Annotated in this window: 10 protein-coding genes, 6 tRNA genes, 6 rRNA genes and 1 pseudogene; 19 read left to right on the forward strand and 4 right to left on the reverse strand. The window is 38.5% G+C overall.

Annotated elements, in window-relative coordinates:
• Window positions 1-98 precede the first annotated feature (98 nt).
• Window positions 99-1,040, forward strand: coding sequence for a magnesium transporter CorA family protein (locus FGL08_RS00815; protein WP_138209008.1), 942 nt, complete (start codon window positions 99-101; stop codon window positions 1,038-1,040).
• 91 nt (window positions 1,041-1,131) lie between these two features.
• Here the strand turns inward: FGL08_RS00815 and FGL08_RS00820 are convergent, their stop codons facing one another.
• Both FGL08_RS00820 and FGL08_RS13515 read right to left on the reverse strand, forming a co-directional pair.
• The gene (locus tag FGL08_RS00820; protein ID WP_243117914.1) at window positions 1,132-1,872 is read right to left on the reverse strand and encodes an HD-GYP domain-containing protein; all 741 of its coding nucleotides are present in this window, start codon (window positions 1,870-1,872) and stop codon (window positions 1,132-1,134) included.
• A gap of 11 nt (window positions 1,873-1,883) precedes the next feature.
• Window positions 1,884-2,198 carry a hypothetical protein gene (locus FGL08_RS13515; RefSeq protein WP_243117915.1) on the reverse strand — a complete coding sequence of 105 codons (315 nt, stop codon included), beginning with the start codon at window positions 2,196-2,198 and terminating at the stop codon, window positions 1,884-1,886.
• A gap of 411 nt (window positions 2,199-2,609) precedes the next feature.
• Between FGL08_RS13515 and FGL08_RS00825 the strand changes: the two genes are divergently transcribed.
• From FGL08_RS00825 to FGL08_RS00875, 11 genes are all read left to right on the forward strand, one after another.
• Complete coding sequence (locus FGL08_RS00825; protein ID WP_138209009.1) at window positions 2,610-3,746, forward strand: pyridoxal-phosphate-dependent aminotransferase family protein; 1,137 nt, start codon at window positions 2,610-2,612, stop codon at window positions 3,744-3,746.
• A 521-nt stretch (window positions 3,747-4,267) separates the two neighbouring features.
• A 16S ribosomal RNA gene (locus FGL08_RS00830) occupies window positions 4,268-5,782 on the forward strand.
• Between the two features lie 126 nt (window positions 5,783-5,908).
• Window positions 5,909-5,984, forward strand: a tRNA-Ala gene (locus FGL08_RS00835).
• A gap of 5 nt (window positions 5,985-5,989) precedes the next feature.
• A tRNA-Ile gene (locus FGL08_RS00840) sits at window positions 5,990-6,066 on the forward strand.
• A gap of 136 nt (window positions 6,067-6,202) precedes the next feature.
• Window positions 6,203-9,109: ribosomal RNA gene (locus FGL08_RS00845) — 23S ribosomal RNA — on the forward strand.
• A gap of 44 nt (window positions 9,110-9,153) precedes the next feature.
• A 5S ribosomal RNA gene (gene rrf / locus FGL08_RS00850) occupies window positions 9,154-9,270 on the forward strand.
• The 16S, 23S and 5S rRNA genes sit together here with 3 tRNA genes alongside, the layout of an rRNA operon.
• A gap of 5 nt (window positions 9,271-9,275) precedes the next feature.
• A tRNA-Lys gene (locus tag FGL08_RS00855) sits at window positions 9,276-9,351 on the forward strand.
• Between the two features lie 230 nt (window positions 9,352-9,581).
• The gene (locus FGL08_RS00860; protein ID WP_138209010.1) at window positions 9,582-9,941 is read left to right on the forward strand and encodes a GntR family transcriptional regulator; all 360 of its coding nucleotides are present in this window, start codon (window positions 9,582-9,584) and stop codon (window positions 9,939-9,941) included.
• 15 nt (window positions 9,942-9,956) lie between these two features.
• Window positions 9,957-10,661: an ABC transporter ATP-binding protein gene (locus FGL08_RS00865; RefSeq protein WP_138209011.1), complete on the forward strand. Its 705-nt coding sequence runs from the start codon at window positions 9,957-9,959 to the stop codon at window positions 10,659-10,661.
• A gap of 3 nt (window positions 10,662-10,664) precedes the next feature.
• A complete protein-coding gene (locus FGL08_RS00870) occupies window positions 10,665-10,880 on the forward strand; it encodes a hypothetical protein (protein WP_138209012.1) in 216 nt (71 codons plus the stop codon).
• Between the two features lies 1 nt (window position 10,881).
• On the forward strand, window positions 10,882-11,643 hold the full coding sequence (locus tag FGL08_RS00875; protein WP_138209013.1) for a hypothetical protein: 762 nt from the start codon (window positions 10,882-10,884) through the stop codon (window positions 11,641-11,643).
• An 80-nt stretch (window positions 11,644-11,723) separates the two neighbouring features.
• Here the strand turns inward: FGL08_RS00875 and FGL08_RS00880 are convergent.
• A pseudogene (locus tag FGL08_RS00880) lies at window positions 11,724-12,248 on the reverse strand (NAD-dependent protein deacylase); the annotation flags it as partial.
• A 473-nt stretch (window positions 12,249-12,721) separates the two neighbouring features.
• Between FGL08_RS00880 and FGL08_RS00885 the strand changes: the two are divergent.
• From FGL08_RS00885 to FGL08_RS00910, 6 genes are all read left to right on the forward strand, one after another.
• A 16S ribosomal RNA gene (locus tag FGL08_RS00885) occupies window positions 12,722-14,236 on the forward strand.
• Window positions 14,237-14,398: 162 nt separating this feature from the next.
• Window positions 14,399-17,305, forward strand: a 23S ribosomal RNA gene (locus tag FGL08_RS00890).
• A gap of 44 nt (window positions 17,306-17,349) precedes the next feature.
• Window positions 17,350-17,466, forward strand: a 5S ribosomal RNA gene (gene rrf / locus FGL08_RS00895).
• 9 nt (window positions 17,467-17,475) lie between these two features.
• A tRNA-Asn gene (locus FGL08_RS00900) sits at window positions 17,476-17,550 on the forward strand.
• A gap of 4 nt (window positions 17,551-17,554) precedes the next feature.
• Window positions 17,555-17,630, forward strand: a tRNA-Phe gene (locus tag FGL08_RS00905).
• Between the two features lie 7 nt (window positions 17,631-17,637).
• Window positions 17,638-17,712 (forward strand) — tRNA-Cys (locus FGL08_RS00910).
• A 94-nt stretch (window positions 17,713-17,806) separates the two neighbouring features.
• Here FGL08_RS00910 and FGL08_RS00915 read toward each other — a convergent pair.
• A complete protein-coding gene (locus tag FGL08_RS00915; RefSeq protein WP_243117916.1) occupies window positions 17,807-18,742 on the reverse strand; it encodes a S66 peptidase family protein in 936 nt (311 codons plus the stop codon).
• A gap of 310 nt (window positions 18,743-19,052) precedes the next feature.
• Between FGL08_RS00915 and FGL08_RS00920 the strand changes: the two genes are divergently transcribed.
• Window positions 19,053-19,538 carry a hypothetical protein gene (locus tag FGL08_RS00920; protein WP_138209015.1) on the forward strand — a complete coding sequence of 162 codons (486 nt, stop codon included), beginning with the start codon at window positions 19,053-19,055 and terminating at the stop codon, window positions 19,536-19,538.
• Window positions 19,539-19,541: the final 3 nt, after the last annotated feature.

Here is a 19,541-nt window from a genome sequence, read left to right on the forward strand (position 1 = left end):
TTGAATAACATAGTTACAATAAAGGTAAAATATAAAGAGAAGAGACTGGCTATATTACTTTTAGAGTTTTTTCTTTCTTACTAGAGAGGAGAATGAGTGTGATAAAAATATATAAAAACACTGAAGAAGAAAATAAGGTAGTTGAGATAGAAAGTGTTGAAAATGGTTGTTGGATAAACATGGTGAGGCCTAGCTTAGATGAATTATCTGTTATTTCACAAAGAACTAAAATACCAGTAGATATGCTAAAGGCAGCTTTGGACGAAGAGGAGACTTCAAGACTTGAAATAGATGAGGGAAATAGATTAGTAATACTAGATATACCCTTTGAAAATGAAGAAGATGAATCCATGTTACATGATACATATCCTTTAGGAATTGTAAGTAATGATTCAGTTATAGTAACTGTTTGTTTAAAAGAAAGCAAAATATTAGATGATTTTGTTATAGGAAGAATAAAGTCTTTTTATACTTATAAACGTTCAAGATTTATACTTCAAATATTATATAGAATAGCTAGCTACTATTTAATCTATTTAAGACAAATAGATAAAAAGAGTGTAGTTATAGAAAATAGGCTTCATAAATCTATGAGAAATAGAGAGTTAATACAGTTACTTTCTTTGGAAAAATCTTTAGTTTACTTTTCGACTTCCCTAAAATCTAATGAAATAACCTTAGAAAAAATGCTTAAGATGAATGCTTTTGTTAAATACGAAGAGGACCAAGATATATTAGAAGATGTAATAATCGAAAATAAGCAAGCAATTGAGATGGCTAATATATATAGCAATATATTAAGTGGTACTATGGATGCATTTGCTTCTGTAATATCAAATAATCTAAATATAGTAATGAAGTTTTTAGCTTCAATTACTATAGTAATGGCTATACCTAGTATTTTTTCAGGCTTTTTTGGTATGAATGTAAATGGCATTCCTTATGCAAATAGTGCAAATGGATTCTTTATAGTAGTTTGTATGTCAATTGTAGTATGTGCTTTAGTTACGTTTTTCTTAAACAAAAAAGATATGTTTTAAATAAAGCATTTAAAATTAATTAGTAATATAAAAACCTCCGTTACTTTTATCGGAGGTAATTTATAATATTAGTGATTAAAACATTTATATATTAATCATCAAAAACTTGAACTACCGTAATGGCAGTTTCTTTTAATAAATCCATGTCAAAGGAATTAGAGTAGATATTATATCCAGGACTTATTATTCTTACTATGGGTCTGTCTGGGAAAGATTTATTTTGTTTAATTACAATACCCTCTAATCCATTAGATAGTTTTAGTCTACATCCTAGAGGATATATATAGAATGTATCTCTAAAATGTTTAACTAAAATTGGGTCGAAGGCAGTTCCAGAAGATGATAAAATAAGTTCATAGGCATCAGTAGGATTAAACCTTTCTCTATAGGATCTATTAGCACTTACAGCAGTGAAAACATCACAAATACTAATTATTCTTGCAAACTTTGAGATACGATATCCTTTAATACCAAAAGGATAACCAGTACCATCAAATTTTTCATGATGCTCTGCTACAGCTCTTATCACAATAGGGTGAAATTTTTTTATACTGTTCAGTATTTGTATTCCATATAGGGAATGTTTCTTAATAATTTCAAACTCATTATTAGTAAGTCGTCCTTTTTTATTAATTATAGAAGATGGGACTTTAGTTTTTCCTATATCATGTAAAATAGCTGCAACTGCTAAATGTCTTAAATTCGATTTATTCAAATTCATAGTATATCCTAAAAAAGTAGCCATTATGCAAGTGTCAACACAATGCACATAGGTATAATCATCATAATGCTTAAGATCGAAAAGATTAGTATTTACAGTACCTTGATTCATTATATGATCAACTATAGAGTATACATCTTGATATATTTATGAGAATCATCATAATTACCAGCTACTAAGTTATCAAATAGTATAGGCATATTTTTAATGACAGAAGTTTTTAATGTCTTCATGTAATCATCTTTAAATTTCCACTTGAAATTAAAATCGCAATTCTCTTCTACTTTAATTGCATATATACCATTATGTTTTAATTTATTTATGTGATCTTCGTTTAAAACAGTGCCAGCACTTAATAAGATCTTTCCTTCGTAATCTAAAATATGTTTCCATAATACCTCACTACCTTTTAAATCATTAACCGAAACTAGTTTCATAATACACTCCAAATCTAATTTAATATTATTTAATAAAATTCATTGTAAAATTCAATTTATCCACTTAAAGTAATATAAATATTAGTTTATTAACATAAAAATCTTATAAATTTTTAGTAAGTAAAAAAACAAAAAGTATGAAATCTATTGTTATAATTAAGTTATTATACAAAATTTAAATCATGACAGAAACATAAATATATTTTATGCTATTATTATACCAAAATAATACTTAATAGTAAAAGTTAAAAAGTATAAGTAATTTGGATATAATAGTATGTGAATCTAGGTTTTTATATAATAGTATATTTTTTATTAGCGTTTTTACATTAGAAATTAATCTTTACTATGTATAAAAGTATTATAGTGTTAACAAGAATATAAATTATTTAAATTAAGGGGGAACAAAAAATGAAGATACCTTTTCTTATGACACCAGGACCAACGCAAGTTAGAGAAAATGTTAGGTTTGCTAGAGCATTTGAAACAACAAACCCTGATATTGATTTTAATTTTTACGACCTTTACAAAGAAACTTGTGTTAAGTTTGGGGAACTTTTAAATACAAAAGAGGAAGTTAGGATATTAAGTGGCGAGGGAATTTTAGGCTTAGAGGCTGCATGTGCTTCTTTAACCGAAAAAGGAGATAGAGTATTAGTAATAGATAACGGTATATTTGGAGAAGGTTTTGCTGAGTTCGTGGAATTATATGGGGGAGAAGTTGTTTATTTTAAAGGAAACAGAAGAAGAGAAATAGATATAGAAGAACTTAAAAAATTTTTAGATAAAGATAGTAATTTTAAATATGCAACCGTAGTTCACTGTGATACTCCATCTGGAGTTGTAAATCCAATAGACAAAATTTGTCCTTTGTTAAAAGAAAAGGGAATTATAACTGTGGTAGATAGTGTATCAGCTATGGGAGGAGTGCCTTTAAAAGTAGATGATTGGAATATAGATATAGTATTAGGTGGGTCACAAAAATGTATATCTGCACCAGCAGGACTTACTATATTAAGTATAAGTAAGGAAGCATTTAGTGTTATGAAAAATAGAAAGACTAAAATAGGGTCCTTCTATTGTAATTTATTATTATGGGAAGACTATTATGAAAAGAAGTGGTGTCCATATACTCCGCCAATAAGTGATATACTAGGTATTAGAAGAGCTATTGATAATATATTAGAAGAGAAGGATATAATAGACAGGCATGAAAAAATAGCATTTGCTGTAAGGAAATCTGTTGTAGAGTGTGGACTTAATTTACATTTGGAGAATGGCTATTCAAATACGGTAACATCAATAGAAATGCCATATAACATTAAAAGTGATGAATTAATAAAGTATATAGTAGATACATATAATGTTTTAATTTCAGGATCCTTTGGTTATTTAGATGGTAAGGTTATAAGAATAGGACATATGGGTGAAAATGCGTATAGTCATAAAATTACATATCTTCTTATGGTGTTACAAAAAGGTCTAGAATACTTTGGGTTTAAATTAAAAGGAGATTTGTCTGAAAAGTTCTTAGAACATGTAAAATAAAAAAAGGGGTTCTTCCATAATAATGTGGTGGAGCCCCTAATTAATAACTTTTTAAATTATGTTAAGTGCATTATTCAAGAATATAAAAATAAACTTACCCAAGTGTATCTATATATATAAAACTTATTAAATAATAGAAATATAGATATAGATGAATATAATTAATTATAATAGCTAATTTCGATACAAAACTATATTATTTACTATGATATTATTTTTCATGTCGCTAAGGAACATAAGAAAAATTGCTCAGTGATAAAGAATAAAAAATGCTTGACAAACTTCAAAGGGTTTGATAAAGTATTAAATGTCGTCAGAAATACGACAAAATTTGAACTTTGAAAATTAAACAGAGTAAGATAAAAGAACTCGCATTCTTTTGAGAAAAAGAAAAAACAATTCAAGTCAGTAAAATGCTTGAGCAAGTTGAAATCTCAATAGAAAATTGAAGAGTGTAAGGAAACTCCTCAGCTAAGGCTGATGAGTAAAATACTGCACGAAACAAGTTTCTAGCATTATTTTAAATTGAGAGTTTGATCCTGGCTCAGGACGAACGCTGGCGGCGTGCTTAACACATGCAAGTCGAGCGATGAAGTTCCCTTCGGGGAACGGATTAGCGGCGGACGGGTGAGTAACACGTGGGTAACCTGCCTCAAAGAGGGGGATAGCCTTCCGAAAGGGAGATTAATACCGCATAATATCTTTTTAATGCATGTTAGAAAGATTAAAGGAGCAATCCGCTTTGAGATGGACCCGCGGCGCATTAGCTAGTTGGTGAGGTAACGGCTCACCAAGGCGACGATGCGTAGCCGACCTGAGAGGGTGATCGGCCACATTGGGACTGAGACACGGCCCAGACTCCTACGGGAGGCAGCAGTGGGGAATATTGCGCAATGGGGGAAACCCTGACGCAGCAACGCCGCGTGAGTGATGAAGGTCTTCGGATCGTAAAGCTCTGTCTTCAGGGACGATAATGACGGTACCTGAGGAGGAAGCCACGGCTAACTACGTGCCAGCAGCCGCGGTAATACGTAGGTGGCAAGCGTTGTCCGGATTTATTGGGCGTAAAGCATGCGTAGGCGGATATTTAAGTGGGATGTGAAATCCCGGGGCTTAACCCCGGTGCTGCATTTCAAACTGGATATCTAGAGTGCAGGAGAGGAAAGCGGAATTCCTAGTGTAGCGGTGAAATGCGTAGATATTAGGAAGAACACCAGTGGCGAAGGCGGCTTTCTGGACTGTAACTGACGCTGAGGCATGAAAGCGTGGGTAGCAAACAGGATTAGATACCCTGGTAGTCCACGCCGTAAACGATGGGTACTAGGTGTCGGGGTTTCAATACTCCGGTGCCGCAGTTAACACATTAAGTACCCCGCCTGGGGAGTACGATCGCAAGATTAAAACTCAAAGGAATTGACGGGGGCCCGCACAAGTAGCGGAGCATGTGGTTTAATTCGAAGCAACGCGAAGAACCTTACCTGGGCTTGACATCCCGAGAATCCTGTGGAAACATAGGAGTGCCCTTCGGGGAACTCGGTGACAGGTGGTGCATGGTTGTCGTCAGCTCGTGTCGTGAGATGTTGGGTTAAGTCCCGCAACGAGCGCAACCCTTGTTGTTAGTTGCTACCATTAAGTTGAGCACTCTAGCAAGACTGCCTGGGTAACCAGGAGGAAGGTGGGGATGACGTCAAATCATCATGCCCCTTATGTCCAGGGCTACACACGTGCTACAATGGTTGGTACAGAGAGAAGCAAGACCGTGAGGTGGAGCCAATCTCACAAAGCCAATCTCAGTTCGGATTGTAGGCTGCAACTCGCCTACATGAAGCTGGAGTTACTAGTAATCGCGAATCAGAATGTCGCGGTGAATGCGTTCCCGGGCCTTGTACACACCGCCCGTCACACCATGAGAGTTGGTAACACCCGAAGTCCGTGAGGTAACCGTAAGGAGCCAGCGGCCGAAGGTGGGATCGATGATTGGGGTGAAGTCGTAACAAGGTAGCCGTAGGAGAACCTGCGGCTGGATCACCTCCTTTCTAAGGAGAAATCGAGAAGGCTATCGCCTTTTCGTAGCGAGCACTTACTCTGTTTAATTTTGAGAGGTCAAACTCTTAAAACTATTAATAATTTAAAACTTTTGATTTTAAATTATCGAAAAATATGGGGGTATAGCTCAGCTGGGAGAGCACCTGCCTTGCACGCAGGGGGTCAAGGGTTCGAATCCCTTTATCTCCACCATATATGGGTCTATAGCTCAGCTGGTTAGAGCGCACGCCTGATAAGCGTGAGGTCGATGGTTCGAGTCCATTTAGACCCACCATTTTGTTCTTTGAAAATTGCACAATGAATAAATAAACTATAATTAACTTGTAATGAAACTCACTCAGTTAAACTGAGGAGTATTGATTTGTTACCAAAATCTAAGATTTTGACAAATCAACAAGTTACTCATGATAGGTCAAGTTAGAAAGGGCGCATGGCGAATGCCTTGGCACCAGGAGCCGAAGAAGGACGTGATAAGCTGCGATAAGCTGTGGGTAGCCGCACATAGGCTGTGATCCACAGATTTCCGAATGAGGAAACTCATATACCTAACGGTATATATCCTGAACTGAATACATAGGTTCAGGAGGGTAGACCCGGGGAACTGAAACATCTAAGTACCCGGAGGAAGAGAAAGAAAAATCGATTTTCTAAGTAGCGGCGAGCGAAAGGGAAAGAGCCCAAACCAGAAACTTGTTTCTGGGGTTGCGGACAGATCATAAACGTAGAGGCTATTGTAGTTGAAGTAAGCTGGAAAGCTTCACCATAGAAGGTAATAGTCCTGTAAACAAAACAAGAAGACTACAGATCTGATCCAGAGTACCACGAGACACGTGAAACCTTGTGGGAAGCAGGGAGGACCACCTCCCAAGGCTAAATACTACCTGGTGACCGATAGTGAAGAAGTACCGTGAGGGAAAGGTGAAAAGAACCCCGGGAGGGGAGTGAAATAGAACCTGAAACCGTGTGCCTACAATCGGTCGGAGCACTTTATATGTGTGACGGCGTACTTTTTGTAGAACGGGCCAACGAGTTACGATATGTAGCGAGGTTAAGCACTGAAGGTGTGGAGCCGAAGGGAAACCAAGTCTGAATAGGGCGAATTAGTTGCATGTCGTAGACCCGAAACCGAGTGATCTATCCATGGCCAGGATGAAGCGAAAGTAAAATTTCGTGGAGGTCCGAACCACGTTGGTGTTGAAAAACCATGGGATGAGCTGTGGATAGCGGAGAAATTCCAATCGAACTCGGAGATAGCTGGTTCTCCTCGAAATAGCTTTAGGGCTAGCGTCAGGTAATTAAGTAATGGAGGTAGAGCACTGAATGAGCTAGGGGGCTTCACCGCTTACCGAACTCTATCAAACTCCGAATGCCGTATACTTGTATCCTGGCAGTCAGACTGCGAATGATAAGATCCGTAGTCAAAAGGGAAAGAGCCCAGACCATCAGCTAAGGTCCCAAAGTGTAAGTTAAGTGGTAAAGGATGTGGGATTTCTAAGACAACTAGGATGTTGGCTTAGAAGCAGCCATTCATTTAAAGAGTGCGTAATAGCTCACTAGTCAAGAGATCCTGCGCCGAAAATGTCCGGGGCTAAAACTTACCACCGAAGCTATGGATGTACTATGTACATGGTAGAGGAGCTTTCTGCATTGGTTGAAGTTGTACCGAAAGGAGCGGTGGACGATGCAGAAGTGAGAATGTTGGCATGAGTAGCGAGAAATAGGTGAGAATCCTATTGGCCGAATATCTAAGGTTTCCTGAGGAAGGCTCGTCCTCTCAGGGTTAGTCGGGACCTAAGCCCAGGCCGAAAGGCGTAGGCGATGGACAATCGGTTGATATTCCGATACCGCCAAACTTCGTTTGACAAATGGGGTGACGCAGAAGGATAGGATATGCACACTGTTGGAGTGTGTGTTCAAGCACTTAGGCAGGCTAAGCAGGCAAATCCGTTTAGTCAATGCTGAGGTGTTACGAGGAGCGATTTTTTTCGCGAAGTATCTGATTCCACGCTGCCAAGAAAAGCCTCTATGGAGAAGTTTGGCGCCCGTACCGCAAACCGACACAGGTAGATGAGGAGAGAATCCTAAGGCCGGCGGAAGAATTGTTGTTAAGGAACTCGGCAAATTGACCCCGTAACTTCGGGAGAAGGGGTGCCTAGCGAAAGCTAGGCCGCAGTGAATAGGCCCAGGCAACTGTTTAACAAAAACACAGGTCTCTGCTAAAGCGTAAGCTGATGTATAGGGGCTGACGCCTGCCCGGTGCTGGAAGGTTAAGGGGATCTGTAAGCGTAAGCGAAGCAGTGAACTTAAGCCCCAGTAAACGGCGGCCGTAACTATAACGGTCCTAAGGTAGCGAAATTCCTTGTCGGGTAAGTTCCGACCCGCACGAATGGCGTAATGATCTGGGCACTGTCTCAACAACAAATCCGGTGAAATTGTAGTGCAAGTGAAGATGCTTGCTACCCGCAGTTGGACGGAAAGACCCCGTAGAGCTTTACTGTAGCTTAGCATTGAATTTCGGTATTGTCTGTACAGGATAGGTGGGAGACTTGGAAATACCTTCGTCAGGGGGTATGGAGTCATCCTTGGGATACCACCCTGACAGTACTGGAATTCTAACGAAAGGCCATGAATCTGGTCGTCGGACATTGTTAGGTGGGCAGTTTGACTGGGGCGGTCGCCTCCGAAAGTGTAACGGAGGCGCCCAAAGGTTCCCTCAGCGCGGTCGGAAATCGCGCGTAGAGTGCAAAGGCAGAAGGGAGCCTGACTGCGACACATACAAGTGGAGCAGGGACGAAAGTCGGGCTTAGTGATCCGGTGGTACCTCGTGGGAGGGCCATCGCTTAACGGATAAAAGCTACCTCGGGGATAACAGGCTGATCTCCCCCAAGAGTCCACATCGACGGGGAGGTTTGGCACCTCGATGTCGGCTCGTCGCATCCTGGAGCTGAAGTCGGTTCCAAGGGTTGGGCTGTTCGCCCATTAAAGCGGCACGCGAGCTGGGTTCAGAACGTCGTGAGACAGTTCGGTCCCTATCCGCTGCGGGCGCAGGAAATTTGAGAGGAGCTGTCCTTAGTACGAGAGGACCGGGATGGACTGACCTCTGGTGCACCAGTTGTCACGCCAGTGGCACAGCTGGGTAGCTATGTCGGGAAGGGATAAACACTGAAAGCATCTAAGTGTGAAGCCCACCTCAAGATTAGATTTCCCATGACGAAAGTCAGTAAGACTCCTTGAAGAACACAAGGTTGATAGGTGAGAGGTGTAAGCATGGTAACATGTGTAGCTGATTCATACTAATAAGTCGAGGACTTGACCAATATAGTTTTCATTGTGCAATTTTGAGAGAACATCTCTCAATGCATCCGGTGGTAATGGCGTAAAGGTAACACTCCTTCCCATACCGAACAGGTAAGTTAAGCTTTACAGCGCTGATGGTACTGCAGGGGAAGCCCTGTGGGAGAGTAAGACACTGCCGGGTAATATGATCTACTAGCTCAGTCGGTAGAGCACATGACTTTTAATCATGGTGTCCGGGGTTCGATTCCCCGGTAGATCACCAAAAGCATCTTACATTATGTAAGATGTTTTTTTATTTTTTGTTACTTAGTGTTATAATCTATTTTATTTTTATTTTTTAAAAGGAATATTTATTTTGAATTAATATATTTTATATATTAATAACTTGACGATATCATAAGTCTAGTGTACTATATAAATATAACACTAATATAATTTTATTATATTTATTTTAACAAAAGTTTATTAATTGAAATAGGTGGTGAGTTAAGCATGGAGTTTAATAATAATTTACCTATATATATTCAAATTATGAATTATATTAAGTCTAAAATTGTAACGGAAGAAATAAAACCAGGTGATAAGTTACCTTCCGTTAGAGAATTATCTTCACAATTGAAAGTAAATCCCAATACAATTCAGAGAACTTATAGTGAACTTGAGAGAGAAGGGGTTACTTATACACAAAGAGGAATGGGTACTTTTGTTATTGAAGAAAATAATCTCATATATAATCTTAAGAAAAATATGGCTAAAGATATTATACAAAAATTTATAGGAGACATGAGAAGTATCGGATTTTCTAATAAAGAGATATTAGAGGTGATTTCTCAGTTTTTAGAAGATAAATAAAAGGGGGAGAAAGTCTTGGATAAAATTTTAGAAATTAACGATTTATCTAAAACTTATTTTAAGAAAGAAGCTTTAAAAGATTTTAATTTAACGGTACCAAAAGGGAGAGTTTTAGGATTACTTGGACCTAATGGTAGTGGAAAAACTACATTTATTAAAATATTAGCAGGAATATTATCACCTTCAAAAGGAAGCATTCTTATAGATGGAAAGACACCAGGAAGATATACAAAGTCTATAATATCTTATTTACCAGATAAGGATTACTTATATAAGTGGATGAAGATATCGGATGCTGTAAATTTATATAAAGATTTCTATAGTGATTTTGATGAAAGAAAAGCAGATAAATTATTAACATTTATGAACTTAGATAAAAATTTAAAAATAAAAAATTTATCTAAGGGTATGAATGAAAAGCTCAATCTAACTCTAGTCTTATCAAGAAAGGCAAAACTATATGTATTAGATGAGCCTATAGCGGGAGTGGATCCTGTTACTAGAGAGAAAATATTAGATGCTATTATAAATAATTATTCAGAAGATAGTTCAATGATTATAACTACTCACTTAGTAAGAGATATAGAAAGAGTATTTGATCATGTAGCTTTTATGTCTAAGGGGAAAATTATGTTAGAGGGAAATGCAGAGGAATTAAGAGAGAAAAATTCAAAATCAATTGATGAATTGTATCGTGAAATTTTTAGTGAAGATGAGTAATAAGTGAAAATCTTATATTTTATAGAACTTGTATTAAAAAAGTATTTCATTGTTCCTTTGCAAAAGCTTGTTTTTAAAAATAATGTAAATTTTAATTTAGCGTATATAATGTCAGAGGTCTTCTTAGTGGTAATTTGTGTATTTTTATTTGTATATTTTATAGGTGGAAATGGTCTTATTTCCAATAGAGGAAGATTAAAGACTAAGGAGGATAAGTAATATGTTTAAATTATTAAAATATAATCTTAAGGAAAGTTTTAAATATGTGTCTATTATATTATCAATGGCTGTAATAGCATATATAGGAATTTTAAGTCTTAATTTTTATAATAAAATAAATAATAATGCAGTTTTTATCTTTTATATCATGATTAATTTTGGAGTGTTCCTTGTAACTTTAATATATATAATAAATGCTTATAAAAACGAGTTATATGAAGATAGGGCCTATTTAACCTTTACATTACCATTAAAAGGTAGAGAAATATTAGGGGCTAAGTTACTTTTAAGTATTATTTTATTTATTATAGTTGGAATAGTATGTTTTGGATTTTTCTCTCCACGCATAATCCGTTTAGATGGTTTAAATTTTTTAAGAACTGATGAACTAATGGAAATTGCTTTGGAGTATAAGGGAACGTTAATATTTTCATTTTTTGCTAGTCTAATTCAATGGTTACAGTTTATATTAACTATATTTTTTAGTATAACCTTAAGTAAAGTGTCTATTAAGAATAAACGAGTAGGATTTATATCTTTTTTAATATTTATATTAACTAATATTTTAATAGGATATATTGCTGTAAAACTTGCACAATTATTACCATATGCAATAGATTTTAAGACTTTATCTATTGTAAGTCAATCTAGGACGGGTGATGTAGGTATTACTAATATAGCTGTACAAATATATAATATAGTAGTTGTTATAGGGATATTTGGACTTACTTCATTACTTTTAGATAAAAAAATTGATTTATAATAATTATAAAATTTATTAATAAAAGCAGTATTATGAGGAATGTTTCTAATTATAAAACTAAAAACCTCATATTACTGCATTTTTATTATTTCATTATCTAGAGCTTCTTCGTATAAAACAACATCAGGTTTTACTAGGGAATTGCATTCATTGCAATAAGGAATTATATTAGGACTATTTATTATATAATTGAGATCATAATGTTTATTACACTTAGTACAGTAATTTCTATGAACAGAACCATGCAATTCTTGTACATTTTTGGAACCAGCTTTTTGATGAAGACCATCGATGTTTTGAGTTATTACCCCCTTTAGTTTACCACTAGCTTCTAATCTAGCTAGTGCTAGATGGGCATTGTTCGGACTTGCATTAGGAAAAAGTACTCTCTCCTTATAAAATTTATAAAATTCTTCTGTATGTTCTATAAAAAATCTGTAATTTAGCATAACTTCAGGAGAATACTTAAATCTATACTTTGTGTTGTATAATCCATTTTCAGATCTAAAATCAGGGATATTACTTTCAGTAGATACACCAGCTCCGCCGAAGAATACAATATTATGATTCTTATCTATAATTTTTTCTAATTTTAAATAGCTCATTTAAATCACCTCTACTATATTATTATATCTAATTAAGTGAAAAATTAATTGAATTATAAGCTATAATAGTTTTAAAGTATATGTTATATAAGGATTTAGATATATACTAAACCAGGTGTATCAATAATTAAAAAGAAAAGAAAAAATAAGAAAATTAAAGAATAGTAAATATAATTAGTATAGATAGGAGTTTTTAGAAATTTACAAGGTTTTAATTATGATATTATATATTTCGTAGTTTGGTTCTAAATTTAATTAGAACTTAATCAAGTCAGCAAGTTTAAGAAATAAAAAAGTGTTGACAAGATAAAAAACATCTGATAAGATTTAATAGTCGCTTGAAGAGAGTGACAAAAACGAAAGAAATTGGTCTTTGAAAATTAAACAGAGTAAGATAAAAGAACTCGCATTCTTTTGAGAAAAAGAAAAAACAATTCAAGTCAGTAAAATGCTTGAGCAAGAAGGAAAACTTTTAAATTGAGAGTTTGATCCTGGCTCAGGACGAACGCTGGCGGCGTGCTTAACACATGCAAGTCGAGCGATGAAGTTCCCTTCGGGGAACGGATTAGCGGCGGACGGGTGAGTAACACGTGGGTAACCTGCCTCAAAGAGGGGGATAGCCTTCCGAAAGGGAGATTAATACCGCATAATATCTTTTTAATGCATGTTAGAAAGATTAAAGGAGCAATCCGCTTTGAGATGGACCCGCGGCGCATTAGCTAGTTGGTGAGGTAACGGCTCACCAAGGCGACGATGCGTAGCCGACCTGAGAGGGTGATCGGCCACATTGGGACTGAGACACGGCCCAGACTCCTACGGGAGGCAGCAGTGGGGAATATTGCGCAATGGGGGAAACCCTGACGCAGCAACGCCGCGTGAGTGATGAAGGTCTTCGGATCGTAAAGCTCTGTCTTCAGGGACGATAATGACGGTACCTGAGGAGGAAGCCACGGCTAACTACGTGCCAGCAGCCGCGGTAATACGTAGGTGGCAAGCGTTGTCCGGATTTATTGGGCGTAAAGCATGCGTAGGCGGATATTTAAGTGGGATGTGAAATCCCGGGGCTTAACCCCGGTGCTGCATTTCAAACTGGATATCTAGAGTGCAGGAGAGGAAAGCGGAATTCCTAGTGTAGCGGTGAAATGCGTAGATATTAGGAAGAACACCAGTGGCGAAGGCGGCTTTCTGGACTGTAACTGACGCTGAGGCATGAAAGCGTGGGTAGCAAACAGGATTAGATACCCTGGTAGTCCACGCCGTAAACGATGGGTACTAGGTGTCGGGGTTTCAATACTCCGGTGCCGCAGTTAACACATTAAGTACCCCGCCTGGGGAGTACGATCGCAAGATTAAAACTCAAAGGAATTGACGGGGGCCCGCACAAGTAGCGGAGCATGTGGTTTAATTCGAAGCAACGCGAAGAACCTTACCTGGGCTTGACATCCCGAGAATCCTGTGGAAACATAGGAGTGCCCTTCGGGGAACTCGGTGACAGGTGGTGCATGGTTGTCGTCAGCTCGTGTCGTGAGATGTTGGGTTAAGTCCCGCAACGAGCGCAACCCTTGTTGTTAGTTGCTACCATTAAGTTGAGCACTCTAGCAAGACTGCCTGGGTAACCAGGAGGAAGGTGGGGATGACGTCAAATCATCATGCCCCTTATGTCCAGGGCTACACACGTGCTACAATGGTTGGTACAGAGAGAAGCAAGACCGTGAGGTGGAGCCAATCTCACAAAGCCAATCTCAGTTCGGATTGTAGGCTGCAACTCGCCTACATGAAGCTGGAGTTACTAGTAATCGCGAATCAGAATGTCGCGGTGAATGCGTTCCCGGGCCTTGTACACACCGCCCGTCACACCATGAGAGTTGGTAACACCCGAAGTCCGTGAGGTAACCGTAAGGAGCCAGCGGCCGAAGGTGGGATCGATGATTGGGGTGAAGTCGTAACAAGGTAGCCGTAGGAGAACCTGCGGCTGGATCACCTCCTTTCTAAGGAGAAATCGAGAAGGCTATCGCCTTTTCGTAGCGAGCACTTACTCTGTTTAATTTTGAAGGACTAAAGTTCTTCAATTTTGTTCTTTGAAAATTGCACAATGAATAAATAAACTATAATTAACTGATTAATATAAATTAATTTAGTTACTCATGATAGGTCAAGTTAGAAAGGGCGCATGGCGAATGCCTTGGCACCAGGAGCCGAAGAAGGACGTGATAAGCTGCGATAAGCTGTGGGTAGCCGCACATAGGCTGTGATCCACAGATTTCCGAATGAGGAAACTCATATACCTAACGGTATATATCCTGAACTGAATACATAGGTTCAGGAGGGTAGACCCGGGGAACTGAAACATCTAAGTACCCGGAGGAAGAGAAAGAAAAATCGATTTTCTAAGTAGCGGCGAGCGAAAGGGAAAGAGCCCAAACCAGAAACTTGTTTCTGGGGTTGCGGACAGATCATAAACGTAGAGGCTATTGTAGTTGAAGTAAGCTGGAAAGCTTCACCATAGAAGGTAATAGTCCTGTAAACAAAACAAGAAGACTACAGATCTGATCCAGAGTACCACGAGACACGTGAAACCTTGTGGGAAGCAGGGAGGACCACCTCCCAAGGCTAAATACTACCTGGTGACCGATAGTGAAGAAGTACCGTGAGGGAAAGGTGAAAAGAACCCCGGGAGGGGAGTGAAATAGAACCTGAAACCGTGTGCCTACAATCGGTCGGAGCACTTTATATGTGTGACGGCGTACTTTTTGTAGAACGGGCCAACGAGTTACGATATGTAGCGAGGTTAAGCACTGAAGGTGTGGAGCCGAAGGGAAACCAAGTCTGAATAGGGCGAATTAGTTGCATGTCGTAGACCCGAAACCGAGTGATCTATCCATGGCCAGGATGAAGCGAAAGTAAAATTTCGTGGAGGTCCGAACCACGTTGGTGTTGAAAAACCATGGGATGAGCTGTGGATAGCGGAGAAATTCCAATCGAACTCGGAGATAGCTGGTTCTCCTCGAAATAGCTTTAGGGCTAGCGTCAGGTAATTAAGTAATGGAGGTAGAGCACTGAATGAGCTAGGGGGCTTCACCGCTTACCGAACTCTATCAAACTCCGAATGCCGTATACTTGTATCCTGGCAGTCAGACTGCGAATGATAAGATCCGTAGTCAAAAGGGAAAGAGCCCAGACCATCAGCTAAGGTCCCAAAGTGTAAGTTAAGTGGTAAAGGATGTGGGATTTCTAAGACAACTAGGATGTTGGCTTAGAAGCAGCCATTCATTTAAAGAGTGCGTAATAGCTCACTAGTCAAGAGATCCTGCGCCGAAAATGTCCGGGGCTAAAACTTACCACCGAAGCTATGGATGTACTATGTACATGGTAGAGGAGCTTTCTGCATTGGTTGAAGTCGTACCGAAAGGAGCGGTGGACGATGCAGAAGTGAGAATGTTGGCATGAGTAGCGAGAAATAGGTGAGAATCCTATTGGCCGAATATCTAAGGTTTCCTGAGGAAGGCTCGTCCTCTCAGGGTTAGTCGGGACCTAAGCCCAGGCCGAAAGGCGTAGGCGATGGACAATCGGTTGATATTCCGATACCGCCAAACTTCGTTTGACAAATGGGGTGACGCAGAAGGATAGGATATGCACACTGTTGGAGTGTGTGTTCAAGCACTTAGGCAGGCTAAGCAGGCAAATCCGTTTAGTCAATGCTGAGGTGTTACGAGGAGCGATTTTTTTCGCGAAGTATCTGATTCCACGCTGCCAAGAAAAGCCTCTATGGAGAAGTTTGGCGCCCGTACCGCAAACCGACACAGGTAGATGAGGAGAGAATCCTAAGGCCGGCGGAAGAATTGTTGTTAAGGAACTCGGCAAATTGACCCCGTAACTTCGGGAGAAGGGGTGCCTAGCGAAAGCTAGGCCGCAGTGAATAGGCCCAGGCAACTGTTTAACAAAAACACAGGTCTCTGCTAAAGCGTAAGCTGATGTATAGGGGCTGACGCCTGCCCGGTGCTGGAAGGTTAAGGGGATCTGTAAGCGTAAGCGAAGCAGTGAACTTAAGCCCCAGTAAACGGCGGCCGTAACTATAACGGTCCTAAGGTAGCGAAATTCCTTGTCGGGTAAGTTCCGACCCGCACGAATGGCGTAATGATCTGGGCACTGTCTCAACAACAAATCCGGTGAAATTGTAGTGCAAGTGAAGATGCTTGCTACCCGCAGTTGGACGGAAAGACCCCGTAGAGCTTTACTGTAGCTTAGCATTGAATTTCGGTATTGTCTGTACAGGATAGGTGGGAGACTTGGAAATACCTTCGTCAGGGGGTATGGAGTCATCCTTGGGATACCACCCTGACAGTACTGGAATTCTAACGAAAGGCCATGAATCTGGTCGTCGGACATTGTTAGGTGGGCAGTTTGACTGGGGCGGTCGCCTCCGAAAGTGTAACGGAGGCGCCCAAAGGTTCCCTCAGCGCGGTCGGAAATCGCGCGTAGAGTGCAAAGGCAGAAGGGAGCCTGACTGCGACACATACAAGTGGAGCAGGGACGAAAGTCGGGCTTAGTGATCCGGTGGTACCTCGTGGGAGGGCCATCGCTTAACGGATAAAAGCTACCTCGGGGATAACAGGCTGATCTCCCCCAAGAGTCCACATCGACGGGGAGGTTTGGCACCTCGATGTCGGCTCGTCGCATCCTGGAGCTGAAGTCGGTTCCAAGGGTTGGGCTGTTCGCCCATTAAAGCGGCACGCGAGCTGGGTTCAGAACGTCGTGAGACAGTTCGGTCCCTATCCGCTGCGGGCGCAGGAAATTTGAGAGGAGCTGTCCTTAGTACGAGAGGACCGGGATGGACTGACCTCTGGTGCACCAGTTGTCACGCCAGTGGCACAGCTGGGTAGCTATGTCGGGAAGGGATAAACACTGAAAGCATCTAAGTGTGAAGCCCACCTCAAGATTAGATTTCCCATGACGAAAGTCAGTAAGACTCCTTGAAGAACACAAGGTTGATAGGTGAGAGGTGTAAGCATGGTAACATGTGTAGCTGACTCATACTAATAAGTCGAGGACTTGACCAATATAGTTTTCATTGTGCAATTTTGAGAGAACATCTCTCAATGCATCCGGTGGTAATGGCGTAAAGGTAACACTCCTTCCCATACCGAACAGGTAAGTTAAGCTTTATAGCGCTGATGGTACTGCAGGGGAAGCCCTGTGGGAGAGTAAGACACTGCCGGGTAAATATTATTCCGAAGTAGCTCAATGGTGGAGCACTCGGCTGTTAACCGATAGGTTGGAGGTTCGAATCCTCTCTTCGGAGCCAATATGGCTGGATAGCTCAGTCGGTAGAGCAGAGGACTGAAAATCCTCGTGTCCCTGGTTCGATTCCTGGTCTAGCCACCAATAGAGTGGCGCCATAGCCAAGTGGTAAGGCAGAGGTCTGCAAAACCTTTACTCCCCAGTTCAAATCTGGGTGGCGCCTCCAAAAAAAGTATCCCATAAAATTTATGGGATACTTTTTTTATTTATACTATGTTTTAATAATTGCTTTAAAGTATGGCCTTTATTTAAATTATGATTTAAATCTTAAATGGAGGGCTTAAGACATTAATTAGATTCTTTTCACTATCGAGTGATACTTCTATACCTATTGGGAGTGTAAGTTTAGGATAGTAATGTCCAGAAGAGAAATTACTTAAAATAGGTATATTTAGTTTGCATAGATTACTTTTTAGCACCTCTTCTAACTTTAAACTTTTACTATAATCTTTTAATTCACAATTTGTAAATCCACCCAAAATAATTCCTCTACATTTTTGAAGTTTTCCACTTAATAGAAGTTGAGTTAACATTCTATCTATCTTATAGGGTGCTTCACCTATCTCCTCTATAAATAGTATATTATCTTTAAAATCTATTTCGTATGGTGTTCCTAGTGTGCTACAAATTAAGCATAGGTTCCCACCAACTAAACGTCCCTTGGCTTTGCCATTGACCAAAGATATGGTCTTTATATGGGGTGGGTTTTCTAATATATATGGTTTCTTCATAGTATTAGTTATACTTTCTATAAAGCTATTATAGGTATAAGGTTCTTTTAAATCAGAGGTTAACATAGGCCCATGGAACGTAGGAAAGTTACATCTTTGACATATTGTATTTAATAAAACTGTTATATCACTAAAACCCATAAATATCTTTTTATTTTCTCTTATAATATCAAAATCTATATATGGGAGAATTCTCATGGCTCCATAGCCTCCCCTAATACATAGAATCATCTTAACTGTACTATCTTTAAACATATCCATTAAATCTTCAGCTCTATCCTTATCATCTCCTGCCAAGTATCCTTTTCTCTTGTAGATATGTTTTCCTTCTTTAACCTTAAAACCTAAAGATTTTATAAGAGAGATACCTGATTTTATTTTTTCATAATCTTCGGCACTAGAGGGACAAATAACTCCTATAGTATCGCCAATATTCAATGAATTTAACTTATTAATTTTTATCACTTCCTTTAAAAATTCAAATATTAACGCTAAGTTTTTTATATAAAAATAGGGTATTTGTATTTATATAATATTATTATATAGTACGATTACGTACTCTTTTCTTATAAAAACAAACTATATAGGAGTATAAATGAAATCAAAGGAAAGTTTATCTTGGTGAGAATAATTTACTGCTATTACATTTGGCAGCCTTTAATCATTTAATAATATATAATACAGTCTCTGGACACAGTAGCTAAAAGACATAAAGCTTAGTATAATCTTTATATGTCTTTTTAATGAGGAAAATATTTTGATGGGGGTTATATTTATGGCATTGTATAAAGAGGTAGTTGAAAGGAAGACTAACTCTATAATTTTTAATTGCTTAATTATGTTGATGTGTTTTATAGTAATTTCAGATTTATTTAAATCCATGCAAAATAAGATAGCTTTTTATAGCATCATAAGGTATGGATTATATCTATCAATGGGGGCATTGTTTTTCTTACATATGAGGAGAATTAAGACAAAATACAAGTATAGTGTTATACAAAATGAATTAATTATACATAAGATAATAGGAAATGAAGAGAGTTTAGTTGAGGCTATAAATTTAAATAAGATAGAAAATATTGAGAGATGTCACTACTTAAGGGATATTTTTTGTTTTTATAGAAGCAAAAAGTATAATATAGGTATGATTACGAAACAGAATTATATATGCATATATAGGTCAGGTAATAAACTTAAAAAGTTTTATTTTAAGCCTAGTGATAAGCTTATTAAGACTATAGAGAAGTCTATTATATTTTAAATA

The sequence above is a fragment of the Hathewaya histolytica genome (assembly GCF_901482605.1).
Lineage (GTDB): Bacteria > Bacillota > Clostridia > Clostridiales > Clostridiaceae > Hathewaya > Hathewaya histolytica.